Genomic DNA, 17489 nt, shown 5'->3' on the forward strand with positions numbered 1-17489 from the left:
TACATTGCCGAGATTTCAGACCTTGGCCCCTTTTTTTCCTGCACCAAGCACACCGGCGTTGGCGCTGTCCAGCGGCCAGCGCGGACGAGGTGAAAGCGCCATGTCGTCAACCGGACCGAGCTGCAGGCGTTCGATGCCGGCCCAGGCAATCATCGCTGCGTTGTCTGTGCATAGCGACATGGGTGGTGCCACGAAGCGGGCATTTGAAGCCTGGGCTGCCGAAAGCAGACTTTCGCGAATTTCCTGATTTGCAGCAACGCCACCGGCAACCACGATGACTGGTTCGGCGTCCGGGTGTTTTTCGCTGAAAAGCGCAAGAGCGGATTTGGTCCGGGTTGCAAGTACATCGGAAACGGAACGTTGAAAAGCCGCGCAAAGATCGGCGACCGTCTGGTCATCGATCGGTTCCAGTTTTTTGGCCTGTGTTCGCAGCGCGGTTTTCAAGCCCGCAAAGGACATATCCAGCCCTGGTCGGTCGAGCAGGGGGCGCGGCAACCTGAAACGGGTGACATCTCCCCGTTTTGCCATTTTCTCAACGTGAGGCCCTCCCGGGTAAGGAAGGCCGAGCAACTTGGCGGTCTTGTCGAAAGCTTCGCCAATCGCATCGTCGATTGTGGTGCCAAGCCGTTCATAATCGCCAACACCACGGACAAGTAGAAACTGGCTATGGCCACCTGACACCAGGAGCAGCAGAAATGGAAACTCCAGATTGTCGGTCAATCGGGCGGTGAGCGCGTGCCCTTCCAGATGATTGATGCCAACCAGTGGTTTGTCGGCTGCCATGGCAATTGCCTTGGCGGTCATGAAACCGACAATGACACCGCCGATCAGGCCGGGTCCGGCCGTTGCCGCAACAGCGTCGATGTCATCCCAGTCACAGCCGGCCTGTTGCATTGCCTCATCGATGATCCGGTCGAGAATGTTGATATGGGCTCGCGCCGCGATTTCGGGAACAACGCCACCAAAGGCCGTATGTTCGTCAATCTGCGAGCGGATCGTATTCGACAGGATTTTTCTGTCTCCCGGACCCGTTACGACCGCTGCGGCTGTTTCGTCGCAGCTGGTTTCGATTCCCAGAACGGTTAGTGTGGCCGTATTGTTGTTTTTCTTGACTGAAGTCATTGGTTTTTCAGCTGCGGCCTGTGATAGGTCATTCGATCAGACAAAATAACGTGCCCTGCGACGGAATGCCGGGCGTAACATCTGGACGGTAAATCTTGCAAACAAATCCTTTGCGCATTGGAACCCGAGGAAGCGCGTTGGCGTTGGCACAGGCACACGAGACCCGTGAAAGGCTCATGACGGCGCACGGGCTTGGTGAAGATGCTTTTGAGATCGTCGTAATCAAGACTTCAGGCGACAAGATCCAGGACAGGCCGCTGTCAGAAGTGGGGGGAAAGGGCCTCTTTACCAAGGAAATCGAGGAAGCATTGCTTGACGGGCGGATCGATATCGCCGTGCATTCTTCCAAGGATATGCCGACCGTGTTGCCCGACGGGCTGGCTTTGACGGCGTTCCTGCCTCGCGAAGATGTGCGAGATGCGTTTTTGTCGCCAAAGGCCGAAACCCTCACCGATTTGCCGCAAGGAGCTGTGGTTGGATCGAGTTCCTTGCGCCGTCAGGCCATGATCAAGCGGCTGCGGCCGGACCTGGAAGTGGTGATGTATCGCGGCAATCTGCAAACGCGACTGCGCAAACTGGCGGAAGGCGCAGTCGATGCGACGCTGCTTGCAGCAGCCGGCTTGAGACGGCTAGGGCTTGAGAAAGAGATCACCAGCCTTCTGGAAACCGATGAATTTCTGCCTGCTGTCGGACAGGGTGCAATCTGCATAGAAAGCCGTGAGGGAGACGAGGCAACGCTTGCCATGCTGGCCGCGATCCATGACCCGGAAACACAACACCGGCTGGATGCTGAACGGGCTTTCCTGGCCGTTCTTGACGGGTCCTGCCGGACGCCGATTGGCGGACTTGCCATGATTGCCGATGGGGTTATGCATTTCAAAGGCGTTGTGCTGAAGCCGGATGGTTCCGAGATGCATGAGACAACGAACGAAGGCAACGTGTCGGACGCTGTTGAAATCGGCCGGACTGCCGGGGAAGCGTTGAAAGCCAAAATGGGCCCCGGTTTTCTGGCGGATCACTAACAGGGCGATGCGGTTTCTGGTAACACGCCCTCAACCGGATTGCAGACGAACCGCAGACAAATTGCGGGCTGCAGGACATTTTGCCGTGGAGGCTCCGCTACTGGAGTTTCGCTCGTGTCCGCCTGCATCGTTCGGCTTGCAGACGGTTGCTGCACTTGCCGTAACAAGCCGCCGCTCCGTTACGGTTCTATCTCACCACACAGAAATTGAGCTGCTACGCAAACTCACTGTGTTTGCTGTGGGTGAGGCCACTGCTGGAGCTTGCCGTTTTGCTGGATTTGAACGTGTCTTCACTGCCGGTGGAGATCTTGAAGCGCTCGCGAATTTGGTTTGTAGACACAAGGCAGAGATTTCCGGTCGGCAACTGCTTTATCCAGCTGCTGCCGACCGAGCGGGAGACCTCGTCGGATTGCTGGCCAAGATGGACATCGAGTGCCGTCTTTCAGTTGTTTATGCCATGGAGCCGGTGGCAGGTTTTCCGGTCGATGCACTCAGTGCCGTCAGGCAGAGGCGTACGGATCGCATTCTCGTATATTCGAGGCGAACTGCAGAAGTGCTGCAAGACCTGATCGTATCGGAAGGTCTTGAACACAATTTTTCCGGTTTGCCGGTTTACGCCATTTCGCAGCAGGCTGCAGAGCCAATCTCTAAGATCATGAAGGTGCATGTCGCGGACGCACCAAATGAAAAAGCCCTGCTGGATCTGGCGTTAGCGGAGTGTTAACCAGATCCGGGAGAGTCGTTCTTTTGCAGCGCGCAAAAGACTTTGGCGCAGTGGTACCGCTTCGCAAAGAGGTGTGTATAGTGAAGATCTTGGAACCGATTGGGTTCAGGAGGAATCGAAATGGCGACGGACAAGAAATCTTCTGACGGGACATCCTCTTCAGGCGGAAGCGGGTCCAAAGGCGATGGCGCTGCCGGGGAAAAAGGCGCTGCCAAATCCTCTTCAGGTAGCACAAGCGCGTCCTCAGCTGGTTCGAAGCGTCCGGTGACCATTGATCTAAAGGCCGAAAAAGTGGATGCCAAATCCGCAGGAAGCACGTCTGCAGCGCCAAAGAGCGGTGCAGCCGGGAGCACATCGCCGACAAGCCCTAAGTCAAGCAGCGGCGGTACTTCGGGTGCGACGTCTTCTGCGGCCAAATACGGAACCTCTGCGTCCTCTGCAGCTGGATCCAAAGGCGCGAAACCGGGCAGTTCCACAGCAGGATCTTCTCATAGTTCACCCAAAGGCGGGACGACGTCCGCGAGCGTGCCGTCTTCAGGTTCAAGTTCGGCTTCCAAGCCTTCGACTGGCTCAACGGCAACGAAACCTTCCAAACCGGCAAGTGGCACGTCTACCGGTGCGAGCCGCAGCAGCTCCTCGACCAGTTCTTCGCAGGCAACCGGTTCCACAACGTTTTCAAGTCCACCAGCAGCGGAAGACCGCGGCGGTGTCGGCGCATTCGGTGTTCTGATTGCTGCCGTGATCGGTGGCATCATCGTGCTCGGCGGTGGTTTCGGGCTTCACCAGGCCGGCATTTTGAAGTTGACGCCCGAGCAGGATCAGCAGGTTGCCGGTGCGTTGTCGGCAGCGGAAAGCAAGATCGCAGATCTGGAACAGAAGCTTGGCGAGATCACGTCGAGCGCTGCCGGGTCCGATGCGGGCGGTGCCCTGTCAGCGCTCGAGGGTAAAGTTGCCGCGCTTGAAGGCAAGCTCGAGGACGCAGTATCGGCGACATCCACCGATGCCGGGTCAGCAGTCGATGCGCTCAAGCAGGAGCTTGAGGGTCTGAAAAGCGAAGTGGCTTCTGTCAGCGCTGTTGGCGGTGGGGGCGCTGCTGTTGATCTGACACCCCTGCAGGATCGTGTGTCGGCATTGGAGAATTCCCCAAGCGGTTCGTCACCGGTCGACGTCAAGCCAATTGAAGACCGTCTTGAGAAGCTGGAAGCAGCAACAAGCTCGTCATCTTCCGAGGCGGAAAAACTGTCCGGATCAGTGTCCGGTCTGGACACTCAATTGGGTGAACTGAAGTTGTCGCTGGGTGAATTGCAGACACAGCTGGATAACACTGCGGCGACAGCCAAGGCCGCTCAAACCGCCGTCTCCACGTCCGACGTTTCGTTGAAGACCCTTGCCGATAGCCAGGCGCGCGCAACGGAAACACTGTCCAGCCTTTCGGCGGACATCAAGTCAGTCGGCAGTGCGAACAATTCGGCAATGGAAACCATCAGATCTGAACTGGAAGCGATGTCCAAGCGTCTTGCCGCGGTCGAAGCCACCATGGGAGATGCCACGGCCCGTGAAGTTGCCGCCCGTGCACTTTCTGTGTCAGCTTTGAAATCAGCCGTCGATTCCGGTCGTCCCTATGAAACCGAGCTGGCGGCAGTGAAGGCCGGCTTGCCGTCGGATATTGATCTGAATGCGCTTGAGGCACATGCGTCAAAAGGGGTTGAGCCGGTTGCTGTTCTTATTGCCCAGTTCCCACCTGTCTCGCAAAAGATCTACCAGACATTTGCAGAACCGGACCGCACCGGCGACGTGATTGACAACCTCCTGTCCAGCGCCAGATCGATCGTCAGTGTGCGCGGCCTTGGTGACGGAGAGGGGAGTGGGCCAGAGGCTGCATTGCACAGGATGGATACTGCGGTCAGCCAGGGCGATCTGAAAGCGGCAATAGCTGCATATCAGGAGCTACCTGCTGATGCTCAGTCCGTAGCGGCAACCTGGGTGGCACGGGCTCAGGCCCGTGTTGAAGTCGATGACCTGACCAACAAAGCCTCAGAGGAAGTGCTCAATGCGCTTGCCAACAAAGAAAGCTGACCGGCAGCTGCTGCTTGCCGGAATAAACGATACACGACCGGTTTCGACCGATAATCCTCGGGAGCGACTTTCATGATTCGGGTCCTCGGCTTTTTCATAATTGTGTTTCTCGTCGCATTGGGCTTTGCGTGGCTCGCGGATGTGCCGGGGATGGTATCCATCCAGTGGACAAGCCCGGACCCTGAAAGGGTTCCGATCGTTTGGCAACAGACACCAGCGGTCGCAGCTGTCGTGGTGGGTGTGCTTCTGGCAGTCTTCCTTCTTGCTGTCTGGATCATCCGCGTGATCCTCAAATCGCCTGTCATTGCGAGCCGCTTCTTTCAGCGCAGGCGCAAGGACAAGGGCTACAGCGCGTTGTCTCAAGGTCTTATTGCGCTTGGGACCGGCAACGCGAAACTGGCGCGCCGTTTCGGCGTCGATGCCGATAAACTTCTTTCTGAGGAGCCGGCGACGAAGCTCTTGCTTGCCCAAACCGCACAATTGGCCGGTAAGGATGACGAGGCACGGCTGCGGTTCGAAGCCATGTTGGACGATCCGTCGACAAAAGCACTTGGGCTGCATGGGCTCTTCGTGGAAGCCGAACGCCACAGAGAACCGATTGCAGCACGTCACTATGCTGAGGAAGCCGCGAAGACATCACCTGGACTGGAGTGGGCCGGCAAGGCTGTACTTGGCTATCAGGCCGTTGCTCATCATTGGGACGAAGCGTTGAAGACCCTGGAGCGCAACTATGCTGCGAAGTTGATGGACAAGAAGACGTATCGGCGTCAGCGCGCCGTCATCCTGACCGCGCTTGCCCAGAAGCTTGAAGATGGTGAACCCGAACGGGCATATTCCCTGGCCAAGGAAGCGCACGGACTTGCATTGGATCTTGTGCCTGCTTCGGTTCTGACATCGCGCCTCGCGACGCGGCGGGGCGATATTCGTAAGGCCTCAAAGGTTTTGGAGGCGACCTGGCGCCTGTTTCCGCACCCAGATCTTGCCGAGACATATGCCCATGTACGCACGGGTGACTCAGCTGTAGATCGGCTCAAGCGCGTGAAGGCGTTGTCGGCTCAACGCGCCAACACGCCCGAAGGCGCCATGGCCATTGCCAAGGCCGCAATGGAAGCGCGTGAGTTCGAAGAAGCCCGCAAGCAGCTGAAGAAGGCTCTCCAGAGTGAACCGACCCGCAAGGCGTTTCTTGCCATGGCGGAACTTGAAGAGACCGAAAGCGGCGACAAGGGCCGCATGCGCGACTGGTTGGCGCGTGCCGTCAATGCACCGATGGACAAGGCCTGGGTTGCCGACGGCATCGTTTCTGCCGACTGGCAGGCTGTCTCGCCGGTCACCGGACGGTTGGACGCATTCGAATGGACCACGACCGGAAACTTCGGTGAAGAAGCGGGCGATGTTCTTGAGGATAGCCTGTTCGAGGCACCTGCACTGGCGCCCGCGGCGTCGATGGCAGACTCTGAACCTGTTTCACCGCCGGTTGAAATTGTCTCAGAAACGGCCGCCGTGGATCTTGAAGCTGAGCCCGTTTCCAAAGACAGCCAGTTTGCCGGCGCATCAACGCAAGCTGACAATAGTGCGGAAGCAACCGCAGATGTTTCGTCGGGTGAAAAAGCAAAGGCCGGAAAACAGGGCTACGAAGGCACGACAGACGATGTCAAATATAGTCCGGCTTTGAAGGATCTTCCTGAAGCAACGTCCTCTGCCGCGGCACCGGCGCCTTCTGCGAGCAAATCTGAAGAACCAAAGGCACCGGAAAAATCCGATGACAAAGCAGGTGCTGGCGCAGAAGACGACAATAAGAAGGTTGTTGCGGTCGATGCCGATGCAACCGAAGAGCCCGAAAAGCCCAAGGCGGATGCGGCCGAGCCAGATCTGGACAAGGAAGACCTCAATCGGCCTATCGAGTTTCCGTTGTCCAGAATGCCGGATGATCCCGGTCCTGATGATGATGACGACGACAAAAAGGCGGCCAAGACCACGCGACCCCGGTTTTTCAACTAAACTCCGGGCTCGCTGATCAATTGCCTGATTTGTCTGTTGGCCTCAGGTTTTTTTCAGCAGACTTCACAGTCCCGGCGCTTTTCGGGAAGATGTGATGATCCGGAAAAGAGCTGGTTTTAGGCTCTTGCATATGATGCCAAGCTCCGGTAATTAGCGGCCCACCCGAGGAAATCGGGTGCGATCGCGCAATGCGCGCGGCTTGTTGGTTGCAAGCAAGTGCTGCTGTAGCTCAGTTGGTAGAGCACGTCATTCGTAATGATGGGGTCGGGGGTTCGAGTCCCTTCAGCAGCACCAGATTTCCACATGCTTAGTCCGAAGATTTTGGTAACGGTCTGTGCCGGAGACACGAGCTTTGAGCTCGAGCTGAAAAATGTCGTTATTTGTCAAAGAGAAGTGCCTGCAGGGGCCAAGAAATCGTGCGCCAAGGGGCGTGTCTTGCATGTTGTCCGTGCGCCGGGCAGTATCGAGTATGATTTGTCGACGGGAAAGACGCTGGTGCCGACTGTCCTTGCTCGTCCTTGGTCTTGCTTGTTTGCTTGGCAAGACCCCGGCAAACGCTTCCGACAGCCTGACGCTTTATATGTACTACCTCCCGCATCGCCTGACGGAAGACAGTGGCAGACAATATGATCGTTTTCTGGAGGTTTTGTTCGATCGAACAGGATTGGCGATAGAACGGAAGTCGGCACCTTTGCTGCGTGCAAGCAACCTGTTCAGACAGGACCAGCAATCCTGCATCTTTCCGTCAAACATTCGTGCACTCAAACTGGACACGGTAGCCTCGAGGTTTGGAACGTCCGACACAGTGGATATCGTCTCCTTGCGGCTTTATACGGCAAAGCGACAAGCAACTGGAGCAGCGCTTGCTGATTTCCGGCCTGAACGTGTTGGCTATATTCGTGGTTCGGGTGCGGTGCATTTTCTTGGAGAAAACTCCGACCAGTATGTTCCGATCGCCTCTGAGGAACAATTGATCAGGATGCTGGAGCTGGACCGGATTGACGCTTTTCTGGGACACCATCCGGATACTGCCCTTGCTTTGGAAGATCTTGACAGGCCGGATGCGCTGCATGTCAGTCCGGTTGCGCCGGATACGTTGAGATTTCCCATTACGTTCGTTTGCCATGACAGCGCGGTCAGCAGAGCGTTTTTGAAGACAGTCAATTCAGAAATTGCACGAATGCACGCGTCCGGTGTGACCCGTGACATCTTTGGAAAACACGCAGAATTTGAACAGCCTGACGAACACACGGAAGAGGTTCCGCTCACTGAGTGAACAGTGTGTGCGGCAACCGAGGGTATGTCCAGCCTTGGTAATAATCGAGTTTTTTGTCGTACAAATTGAAGAAGTTTTCTCGCAAATAAGAAAATATTCTATATTTTTCAATCCGCTCATCCATTTAGAACGTGTATTCGATTAGTATATCTTAGGTTGTAATTTGTGCTTAGGATTGAGTAACTGAAAATATACAATTGTTCAGCTATTTTAATTGTCAAATTCGACAGGTCCGCAAGGTGCGGATGACTGAGCATGTAAAGGTAATAGACATTGCTTCACAAAATGATCCGCATTTTGGTCGCTGATGCCAGCTCTATTGCCCGTGATGTGGTTAATGATGGCATCAACGTTCACCGTTCCAAACGGTATATCGAGGTCGACATCGTCAACAACGGGCTGGCTGCACTTGAGGTCCTCAAGCAAAAACAGATCGATCTTGCTTTCATCGATGTCAATCTGCCGGGCCTGAGCGGACCGGAAGTGGTTGCTTCAATAAGGGGTACGAAGTCCGACAAATGTCTTGTTGTGGCCATGTCCAACAGTCTGGACGAGCAGGCCGAAGTCAGTTTGCGGCGAAACAGCGCTTACCATTTTCTGAAGAAGCCATTTCATCAGGATGACGTATCCAACCTCGTTGCGACTCAAATCAAGATGGGGACCGCCTGTCCGATCCTGATTGTCGATGATTCCGCGACGATGCGAAAAATGACGTGCAAGATCCTGGAAGGCAGTCGTTTCAGCTTCGACATTTCAGAAGCAGATGGCGCACAGTCAGCGATCAAAGCGATGAGATCCGGCAAATTCAAATTGGTGCTGACGGACTTTCACATGCCAGGTGCCGACGGGCTTGAGCTTGCCGGATCTATTCGCGATCTGTCCAGCAAAGTCGGTGTCTACATGATGTCGACCAACGAGACATCTTACCTGCAAAGATCTGCGGCCTTCGTCGGCATCTCCGGTTTCCTGCAGAAGCCCTTCACGCCCGAAGATATTGACAGTGTCATGCATCGATTCTTGCAAATCGACGCGCCAAAATTTGGAAAGTCGCGCGGGATGTTCAGTTTCGACGAACCTGAGATGAAAGCGTCCTGACCCTTTCTCAGACCAACAATCTTCTGAATTCAAACGACATTTATTGATTTTGGAATTGTGGTGTTCACCAGTTCCCGCGATTGGTTTTGGATAGCTTTTCCTGAATGTTGATTTGGAAACCAACTATTGATTCAATAGAAGAATCAGTAAGTCTTCCAGCTTAAATCAGTTTCACTGTCTGGCAACGTGGAGAACGGGTTGGGCAAAACAGCAAAACTTGAATTCGTTCGCCGCATCGTGCCCTTGGCGCTCTGCCTGCTGGGTGTGGTCGGTGGATACTTTTTCATGTCCATCCTGAGCAGCTTGCTCTGTTTTGTCGCCGGGGCCGGCATTTATGCCGCTCTGCCGCGTCCAACGATGCCGTCCGGTGCTGTTAAACCGATTTCCAGACCTGCAATTCCGGTACTGGATGCAATCGGATTCGGATTTGGCGTTGTTTTTTTTCCGCTCGCATTCATCGGAATGAGTGTCTGGAGTGGGGCCGCAGCGCTGTTGGCGCTGATGTGTCTGTTGCCCGCGTGCCTATCGATGGTGTTTTTCACTGTTGCCGTGCGGCAGGAAACATCCTGGGTCCGCTTTTTTGGCAATGGGTTTGAATTCACGCAATTCGGCTTGCGTGTTCGTGTTCCTTACGAAGATGTGAAATCGATCGAAATCAAGCATTGGCAGGCTTCCGGCTGGGTTGCCTGGTTTCAGTCGACTATCGGGTCGGCGGGGCCGCGCAAGGCTGTGTTGCTGAACGGCGCGGAAAGCACAAAAACGCTCGTTTTCAAACGCAACGACAGTGCGACTTTCACAATTTCGTCGGAGCTTATTCCGGACCTGCAGCGCGTGCTCATCAGTATTGACCGGGCTGGAATGGAGCTTCCTGATGGCATCAGCGACTTTCAGCGCAAGAAGATCCGGCGTAAGCGAGAGCGCATGTATGGTGGTGCGCCGGAAGACGAGCCCGTGATTGAAGAAAAACAGGTTGCCCGGATTGCGGCGTTGATCGAACACGCAAGACGCGGCGGTAGCTGAAGCTGGACCGTCAAGTGACGGTCCATGTTGGTTTCCGTTTTTCAAAAAACGCAGATATGCCTTCGCGGGCTTCCTCTGTTTCCCATGTGTCTGCCAGCCTTCGCACCGTGTCTTCGATCACGGCTTCGCTGATGTCAGATCCGAGAGATCGGGCAAGTGCCTTTGAGGCTGCGACGGCCGCCGGAGCTGCCGAAAGATAGGGTTTTATTTCCCGCTCCACTGCAGCGTCCAGATCTGCCTCTCGAACGACGATCCTCGCAAGGTCGAGAGAAACCGCTTCTTCCGCGCCAAAGATGCAGGCAGACATAAAGACCCTACGCGCCTTGCCCTCGCCCATGCGCGCCAAAACATAAGGGCTAATGGTTGCCGGGATGAGGCCAAGACGCACTTCGGTTAGTCCGAACTTTGCGCTCTCAACAACGACAACCGTGTCGCAGACACTCATCATACCGATGCCGCCGCCAAAGGCCTGACCCTGTACGCGGCCGATCAACGGTTTCGGCATTTCGTTGAGACTTTTTAGCATCATGGCAAGTTTACGCGCCTCGGCCATCCGTTTCTCACGGTCCGCTTCGAATTGCTCGCGCATCCAGCCGAGATCACCCCCGGCACAAAAACTGCTGCCGGCACCCGTGAGGACAACAACACGAACACTGTTGTCGGACCCCAGATGCTTGGCTGCGGCACTCAAGTCGTCGATCATGGTAGCGGACAGCGCGTTGTGCTTCTCTGGCCGGTTCAGTTTGAGTGTCGCAACGCCACGTTGGTCAACTGAGAGCGACAGGGTCTCATATCTCATGTGTCCGTGCTCCTAAGGTTCTGTGCATATTCGGCAACTTCAGTCAGCAGGTCGCGGCGGATGCCCGTTTCAAAGCCATTGCTTTCCATCAGGTCAACAACGGCTTCTGTCGCGACGTTGCCCTTGGCTCCCGGCGCATACGGGCAACCGCCGAGGCCGCCAATCGCGCTGTCAAAGGTCCGAAGACCCTTTTCCAGGCTTACACTGATGTTTTGAAGGGCCCGGGCTTTGGTGTCGTGATAATGCCCGGCGAGTTTGTCGGCCGGCACTCGGTCCAGCACAGCATCGAGCATCTTGCCGATTGTTTCCGGCCTTCCGGCACCGATCGTGTCGCCAAGAGAAATTTCGTAACAGCCAAGCTCGAAAAGTGCGCCGGCAACTTCACCAACCTTTTCAGGTGGTGTCGGCCCGTCAAAGGGACAGTCGGTTACGCAGGAAACATAACCGCGAACGGGCATCTCGTCATGGTGGGCTTTCTCGAGCAAAGGTTTGAAACGTTCGATGCTCTCCGCCACGGAGCAGTTGATGTTCTTTTTCGAAAACCCTTCGGATGCGGAGCCGAATATCGCGACTTCATCCGCCGAAGCTTTCCGGGCGGCGGTGTAGCCCTTCACATTCGGTGTCAGGACCGAATAGACCACGGCAGGATGCCGATAGATCCCGTCCATGACGTCTTGCGCATCGGCCATTTGCGGAACCCATTTCGGGCTGACAAAACTGGTCACCTCGATCTTGCGAAACCCGCAAGTGGAAAGCCGGTCGACCAGCTCGATTTTGTGAGCCGTCGGCACGAACACTTTTTCGTTCTGAAGGCCGTCACGAGGACCCATTTCAAAAATGGTGACGAATTCGGACATGTGTGGGCTCGCAATACCTTTTTGGAGGAGGTCTGATTATTTGGTGAGAAGCCGTTTGAACGGGAATGGAATCTGTTTGGGGCACGAATCGCGCATCACCCCTCCTTCTCCGCCCTTGCACGCAGTGCTCGTCGAATAACTTTTCCGGTTGTCGTCAACGGCAGAGAATCGACAAACGTAACTTCCCTTGGATATTCATGTGCAGCCAGGCGCGTCTTTACGAAGTTGGCAATTTCTTTTGCCAGTGTGTCTGAAGGCTCGACGCCGTTTTTCAAAACCACATAAGCCTTGACGATCTCGGTGCGCTGCGCGTCGGGTTTGCCGACGACGCCTGCCATTGCAACAGCGGGATGCTTGATCAGGCAGTCTTCGATCTCGCCCGGCCCGATACGGTAGCCGGAGGACGTGATGACGTCATCGTCCCGTCCGACAAAACGAAGCCACCCATCGGCGTCGCAAAGACCGGTGTCGCCGGTTAGCAGCCAGTCTCCGGCAAACTTGTTTTCTGTCGCTTCGGGGTTGTTCCAATAGCCGAGAAACATCACGGGATCCGGTCTTTTGATCGCAATATTTCCAAGTGTTTCGGCAGGCAGCTCTTCGCCCTTGTCGTCCACAATGGCGACGCGGTGTCCAGGCACCGCTCGACCCATGATGCCGGGTCTGGAGGCCATCAACCGTGTGCAGCTTGAGACCACCATGTTGCACTCTGTTTGACCATAGAATTCGTTGATTGTCAGACCGAAGGTCTTCTTGCCCCAGTCGATCAGTTCAGCGCCGAGTGTCTCACCCCCGGATGCAACGGAGCGCAGATCAAGCTTCCAGTGCGCCAGCGGGTTCTCGCACTGACGCATCATCTTGAGCGCTGTGGGTGGCAGGAAGGTATTGCGGATTTTCTGGTCCTGCAGGAGTTCAAAGGCGGCTTCTGCTGTAAATTTTTTAAATCTGCATGCAACAACCGGAACGCCGAGAAAAAGCGCCGGCATCAGAACATCCAGAAGGCCGCCGATCCAGGCCCAGTCCGCAGGTGTCCAGATCCGGTCGCCGGGTTGCCCGAGAAAATCATGGCTCATTTCTACGCCCGGCAAGTGTCCAAGCAGGACCCGATGGCCGTGCAGCGCACCCTTGGGCTGACCCGTCGTGCCGGAGGTATAGATGATGATTGCCGGGTCGTCCGGAGTGGTGTTGAACGCTTCGAACGTGTCTTCGTGGCCAGCCATGTGGCTCGCCAGATCCTGTGCATCACCAGTTTCGCCGTCGACGCAAAATACGGTTGTCAGTTCGGGCAACCGGTCGCGCAAGCCCGCCAGTTTGTCTGCACCGTCCTGATCCGTGATGACAACTTTCGCCCCGGAATCGCGGAGCCTGTATTCCAGGGCCTCTTCGCCAAACAGGGTGAAAAGCGGTATGGAAATAGCGCCAAGTTTCAGAGCCGCAATGTGGGCATAGGCTGTTGCGGGGCGTTGTGGCAGGAGGACCCCAATCCTGTCGCCCGGCTGAACACCTCGGCTTCTCAGAAGGTTGGCGAGCTGGTTTGAGAGCCTTTGCAGATCCGCATAAGTGTAACTTGCGATATCGCCGTCTTCGTTGACGAAGACCAGGGCTTCTCGGTTCGGCTCTTTCTCGGCCCACACATCGCAAATCGCGACACCGATGTTAAAGCGTTCCGGAATGTCCCAATCGAATTTTTCAGTCAGGTCTTCGTAGCTTCCTGCATCATGCGGCAGCATCGGCTTCCTCCGCGAGTGCAAGAAGCACGGTTCCGTCTGTAACCTGTTCACCTTCAGCCACCAGGACTTCGCCTATGACGCCATCTCGAGGGGCCTTCAGTGTGTGTTCCATCTTCATGGCCTCAAGAATGAGCAACGGCTGATCCTTCGCCACTGTGTCGCCGGCACGCGCACTGAGTACCTTCACCAGGCCGGGCATGGGTGCGACCAGCGTATCATCCGCGCTGCCCGCATCCTCGTCCGCGCTAAGGGAATCTGGAAGGCCTACCGGAAAAGCAAAACCATTCAGGAAGACGGTCAGACCCTTGCTGTCTTCCACGACAACGGCACGGGCACGATGGCCTTCGCAGTCATAGGTGATGGAATTGCCACTGACCTCAACCAGGGAATAGTCGCGGCTGCCATCGGCCAAGTGCACGGCAAACCGGTTTTGTCCGAGCGCGTGAACTTCCACATCGCGGCGGTCTCCGCCAATTTCCAGAAGAGCGAATTGACGGGACGCACTCCATATTCGCCAGCCGGCGAGTGTTTCAAATGGATCGGTGCCGGCGACAGGCCGTGTCAGGCCGAGGGATGTCAGCGCAGCCAAGGCAACGGCGTCCTCAGGCACCGCCGGTTCGTCGATGAGCTGGTCCAGATCGCGATCTATGAGGCCGGTGTCAACGTCTCCAGCGGCGAACCCCTGATGCCTGCAGAGCGCAGCCAGGAAAGCAGCATTGGTCACACAGCCGGCAACTTCCGTCGCTTCCAGACTTGCCAGCAACTTGCCGAGCGCTGCTTCACGGGTTGGACCGTGAACGATGATTTTGGCAATCATCGGATCGTAGAAAGGGCTGATTTCATCCCCGGCACGCACTCCGGCATCGACGCGTGCGCTGTGGTCAGGAAGCGAAAGATGTTCAAGCGTTCCGATCGCCGGCAGAAAACCCTTTGGCGCGTCTTCTGCATAAAGTCTCGCTTCAAAGGCCCAGCCATCGAAGGACAAATCTTCCTGAGCTTTCGGCAGGTGCTCACCTGAGGCGACGCGAAGCTGCCATTCCACGAGATCCACGCCGGTGATGAGTTCGGTAACCGGGTGCTCGACCTGAAGGCGGGTGTTCATTTCCATGAAGTAAAACCGGTCGGACCGGAGGCCCTCGGACACGTCTGCGATGAACTCGATCGTGCCCGCACCGGCATAGTCAATTGCCTTCGCCGCCTTGACGGCAGCCGCACCCATGGCCGAACGCATGTCGTCCGGCATGCTGGGTGCGGGTGCTTCTTCAATGACTTTCTGATGTCGGCGCTGCAGGGAACAATCACGTTCGAAAAGGTGCACCGCGTTTCCGTGGCTGTCGCCAAAAACCTGGATTTCGATGTGTCGCGGCTTGGTAAGATATTTCTCGATCAGCACCGTGGCATCACCGAAGCTGGCTTCGCCTTCGCGTTGAGCGCCTTCAAGTGCCGCAGCAAAATCGCCAGGTGCATCCACGCGGCGCATGCCCTTGCCACCACCGCCTGCGCGGGCCTTGATCAAGACCGGATATCCTATTTCATCCGCTTTGCCTTTCAGGAATATCGGGTCCTGATTGTCACCGTGATAGCCGGGCACAACCGGGACGCCCGCTTCTTCCATCAAGGCCTTGGCAGCATCCTTCAGACCCATGGCGCGTATGGAGTGCGCACTTGGGCCAATGAAGACAATTCCTGCCTTTTCCAGTTCTTCGACAAAACCCGGGTTTTCTGAGAGGAAGCCGTAGCCCGGATGTACCGCTTCAGCACCGCTTTTGCGGCAAACATCGACAATCCGGTCGATCCTCAGATAACTGTCGGCAACCGGTGCCGGTCCAATCCGATAGGCCTCATCGGCCATCGCGACGTGTTTCGAGCCTGCATCTGCGTCCGAATAGATCGCAACCGTCTTGATGCCGAGTGTTCCGGCGGTTTCCATGACCCGGCAGGCAATTTCGCCGCGATTGGCAATGAGAATTTTCTTGAACATCAGTCTTCCGCCCTCCCAAGCGCGGCCAAGAGATGACGGTGATTTTCTTCACTGAAGGCAACGAGAATGACGGATCTGATATTCAGATGGTCGACAAGCGATCTCGAAATCGTGGAGGTGGCAATTTCCGCTGCCTGATCCGTGGGATAACCATAGACGCCGGTTGAGATTGCCGGGAAGGCGATGCTTTCGCAGGCGTTTTCCGCAGCAAGCCGCAAACTGGATTCATAGCAACTGGTCAAGATTTCGGCTTCACCGTTTTTACCGCCTTGCCAGATGGGACCGACAGTGTGGATCACATGTCTGGCGGAGAGGTCATAGCCACCAGTGATCTTTGCCTGACCGGGTTCGCAACCGTTGAGCCTGCGGCATTCCTCAAGCAATTGTGGGCCTGCTGCGCGATGGATCGCTCCATCGACACCACCGCCACCAAGGAGACTTGTGTTCGCGGCGTTGACAATTGCATCGACGGAGAGACTGGTGATGTCTCCAATCAGTGTTTCGATGCGGTCGGGAGCGTTGGACACCCCATCGCGACTTTGGAAATTTTCGACAAGCTTGAACCGTTCGCAGACAAGGTCCATCTCCGGTGAAAACCCGCCATTTCGTTCAAAATAGGCCTGATGTTCTCTTTGCCATCCGCCAAGATCGTCATTTTCACCCTCGGCAAGGGCAAAGTCTTCGCCAACGTCGCAAAAGCGATTGATTGTCACATCGACGGTTTCAATGACAAATGCAGGAGTGCCATCCCAATTGAGCGCTATGTCGCGACGACCAACTACGGGAAGGGCTTCATCGCCGTTCTGAAAGTCTCGCAAAGCGCCGCAGGTAGCGGTTTTCCTTCCGTCTCGAACCAGTGCGATGAGTTGGTCGCTCAGGTCCTTGCTGTCACCGAACTTGAAGGTTTCAGCGCCGGGATATTTCTTTTTCAGATCATCAATGAACATCGTTTAGCTCCCAGCCCTGTGTTGAGCCTGCAAAAAACTCTGCACATGAAAGGCAATTGCTTCCGGCGCGTCTTCCTGCATCAGATGTCCTGCATTCGGGATAGAGACGAAACTTGATCCAGGGATCATTGCATGCAGTTCGCGTCCACGGTCTATCGGGATCCACTCATCTTCCTCGCCCCACAGGATCTGCACCGGGCAACGGATCTCTGCATATCGGTCCTGAACCTCGTCCGTATAACGCTGGTCCATTTGGGCGATCTGGCGGTAAAAGGCGGCCTGTTTTTCTGCGCCGACCCACTGATCTGCATAAGGGGTCAAAACCTCGGGGCCTGCCTTGTGATGCATTGCCGATTGCAGATAGGCGGGCAGAATGGCCTCGTGCATGTAGCTGGGCATTTCGGCAAAGGCGGTCTCATGGTGTTTCACATGCTGCACCAGAGGTGAGCCCCACGGCCTCAGGGCGACAGGATCAATCAGTGTCAGGCTGTTGTAGTCGACGGCATCGATCAGGTGCGCGCGCAGTGCGGTCGCGCCGCCGAAGTCGTGTGCGACGACATCGGGCCGGTCCAGCTTCCAATGTTCTGTCAGTGCGGCAAACAGGCGATTTTGGATACCGAGTGACACGTCACCGTCAGGCCTGTCTGAATTGCCGTAACCCAGCATGTCGTAGAAAAAGACCGTGTGGCTGTTGGCCAGCAAGGGAGCCAGTCTTGACCATTCATGAGACCAGAACGGCGTGCCGTGCATCATCACAAGAGGGGTGCCCACGCCGAGGCTGCCCCACCGGATTGAATGACCTTCAAAGTCGAATGTCTGCGGTGTCTGCCAGGTCATGATACGTC

At 56.0% G+C, this 17489-nt stretch carries 14 protein-coding genes, 1 tRNA gene and 1 pseudogene; 8 read left to right on the top strand and 8 right to left on the bottom strand.

Annotated features, from left to right (window positions below):
- Positions 1–15: 15 nt before the first annotated feature.
- Positions 16–1122, bottom strand: coding sequence for a tRNA (adenosine(37)-N6)-threonylcarbamoyltransferase complex transferase subunit TsaD (gene tsaD, locus K1718_RS04030; RefSeq protein ID WP_265679659.1), 1107 nt, complete (start codon positions 1120–1122; stop codon positions 16–18).
- 95 nt (positions 1123–1217) lie between these two features.
- Here tsaD and hemC point away from each other — a divergent pair, with 95 nt between their 5' ends.
- From hemC to K1718_RS04070, 8 genes are all read left to right on the top strand, one after another.
- On the top strand, positions 1218–2144 hold the full coding sequence (gene hemC / locus K1718_RS04035) for a hydroxymethylbilane synthase (protein WP_265679658.1): 927 nt from the start codon (positions 1218–1220) through the stop codon (positions 2142–2144).
- 85 nt (positions 2145–2229) lie between these two features.
- Complete coding sequence (locus tag K1718_RS04040) at positions 2230–2868, top strand: uroporphyrinogen-III synthase (RefSeq protein ID WP_285806059.1); 639 nt, start codon at positions 2230–2232, stop codon at positions 2866–2868.
- 120 nt (positions 2869–2988) lie between these two features.
- Positions 2989–4944 (top strand): COG4223 family protein, encoded by a 1956-nt coding sequence (locus K1718_RS04045; RefSeq protein WP_285806060.1) that lies wholly within the window; start codon positions 2989–2991, stop codon positions 4942–4944.
- Positions 4945–5016: 72 nt separating this feature from the next.
- Positions 5017–6942 carry a heme biosynthesis HemY N-terminal domain-containing protein gene (locus K1718_RS04050; RefSeq protein WP_265679653.1) on the top strand — a complete coding sequence of 642 codons (1926 nt, stop codon included), beginning with the start codon at positions 5017–5019 and terminating at the stop codon, positions 6940–6942.
- A gap of 218 nt (positions 6943–7160) precedes the next feature.
- Positions 7161–7236, top strand: a tRNA-Thr gene (locus K1718_RS04055).
- Between the two features lie 175 nt (positions 7237–7411).
- The gene (locus K1718_RS04060; RefSeq protein WP_265679652.1) at positions 7412–8218 is read left to right on the top strand and encodes a type 2 periplasmic-binding domain-containing protein; all 807 of its coding nucleotides are present in this window, start codon (positions 7412–7414) and stop codon (positions 8216–8218) included.
- Between the two features lie 285 nt (positions 8219–8503).
- Entirely contained in the window at positions 8504–9313 is an 810-nt protein-coding gene (locus K1718_RS04065; RefSeq protein WP_265679651.1) for a response regulator, read from the top strand.
- 198 nt (positions 9314–9511) lie between these two features.
- A complete protein-coding gene (locus K1718_RS04070; protein ID WP_209006812.1) occupies positions 9512–10333 on the top strand; it encodes a hypothetical protein in 822 nt (273 codons plus the stop codon).
- A gap of 10 nt (positions 10334–10343) precedes the next feature.
- On the opposite strand, the gene K1718_RS04075 is transcribed toward K1718_RS04070, so the two are convergent.
- From K1718_RS04075 to K1718_RS04105, 7 genes and pseudogenes are all read right to left on the bottom strand, one after another.
- Complete coding sequence (locus K1718_RS04075) at positions 10344–11132, bottom strand: crotonase/enoyl-CoA hydratase family protein (protein WP_265679650.1); 789 nt, start codon at positions 11130–11132, stop codon at positions 10344–10346.
- Positions 11129–11989, bottom strand: a complete 861-nt coding sequence (locus K1718_RS04080; protein ID WP_265679649.1) for a hydroxymethylglutaryl-CoA lyase — start codon at positions 11987–11989, stop codon at positions 11129–11131. Before K1718_RS04080 ends, K1718_RS04075 begins: the two co-directional genes overlap by 4 nt.
- Before the next feature lie 95 nt (positions 11990–12084).
- A complete protein-coding gene (locus tag K1718_RS04085) occupies positions 12085–13716 on the bottom strand; it encodes an acyl-CoA synthetase (RefSeq protein WP_265679648.1) in 1632 nt (543 codons plus the stop codon).
- Positions 13703–15697: an acetyl-CoA carboxylase biotin carboxylase subunit gene (locus K1718_RS04090; protein WP_265679647.1), complete on the bottom strand. Its 1995-nt coding sequence runs from the start codon at positions 15695–15697 to the stop codon at positions 13703–13705. Before K1718_RS04090 ends, K1718_RS04085 begins: the two co-directional genes overlap by 14 nt.
- Positions 15697–16224, bottom strand: coding sequence for an O-acetyl-ADP-ribose deacetylase (locus tag K1718_RS04095; RefSeq protein WP_265682407.1), 528 nt, complete (start codon positions 16222–16224; stop codon positions 15697–15699). The genes K1718_RS04090 and K1718_RS04095 overlap by 1 nt, the downstream gene beginning before the upstream one ends.
- 81 nt (positions 16225–16305) lie before the next feature.
- Positions 16306–16644, bottom strand: a pseudogene (locus tag K1718_RS04100) (ASCH domain-containing protein); the annotation flags it as partial.
- 3 nt (positions 16645–16647) lie between these two features.
- Positions 16648–17481: an alpha/beta fold hydrolase gene (locus K1718_RS04105; RefSeq protein WP_265679646.1), complete on the bottom strand. Its 834-nt coding sequence runs from the start codon at positions 17479–17481 to the stop codon at positions 16648–16650.
- Between the last annotated feature and the right edge of the window lie 8 nt (positions 17482–17489).

The sequence above is a fragment of the Roseibium porphyridii genome, assembly GCF_026191725.2.
Classification (GTDB): domain Bacteria; phylum Pseudomonadota; class Alphaproteobacteria; order Rhizobiales; family Stappiaceae; genus Roseibium; species Roseibium porphyridii.

Coding starts and splice junctions, on each gene's coding strand:
- tsaD (WP_265679659.1), bottom strand. CDS start 1,122: ATGACTTCAGTCAAGAAAAACAACAATACGGCCACACTAACCGTTCTG.
- K1718_RS04045 (WP_285806060.1), top strand. CDS start 2,989: ATGGCGACGGACAAGAAATCTTCTGACGGGACATCCTCTTCAGGCGGA.
- K1718_RS04050 (WP_265679653.1), top strand. CDS start 5,017: ATGATTCGGGTCCTCGGCTTTTTCATAATTGTGTTTCTCGTCGCATTG.
- K1718_RS04060 (WP_265679652.1), top strand. CDS start 7,412: ATGATTTGTCGACGGGAAAGACGCTGGTGCCGACTGTCCTTGCTCGTC.
- K1718_RS04065 (WP_265679651.1), top strand. CDS start 8,504: ATGATCCGCATTTTGGTCGCTGATGCCAGCTCTATTGCCCGTGATGTG.
- K1718_RS04075 (WP_265679650.1), bottom strand. CDS start 11,132: ATGAGATATGAGACCCTGTCGCTCTCAGTTGACCAACGTGGCGTTGCG.
- K1718_RS04080 (WP_265679649.1), bottom strand. CDS start 11,989: ATGTCCGAATTCGTCACCATTTTTGAAATGGGTCCTCGTGACGGCCTT.
- K1718_RS04085 (WP_265679648.1), bottom strand. CDS start 13,716: ATGCTGCCGCATGATGCAGGAAGCTACGAAGACCTGACTGAAAAATTC.
- K1718_RS04090 (WP_265679647.1), bottom strand. CDS start 15,697: ATGTTCAAGAAAATTCTCATTGCCAATCGCGGCGAAATTGCCTGCCGG.
- K1718_RS04105 (WP_265679646.1), bottom strand. CDS start 17,481: ATGACCTGGCAGACACCGCAGACATTCGACTTTGAAGGTCATTCAATC.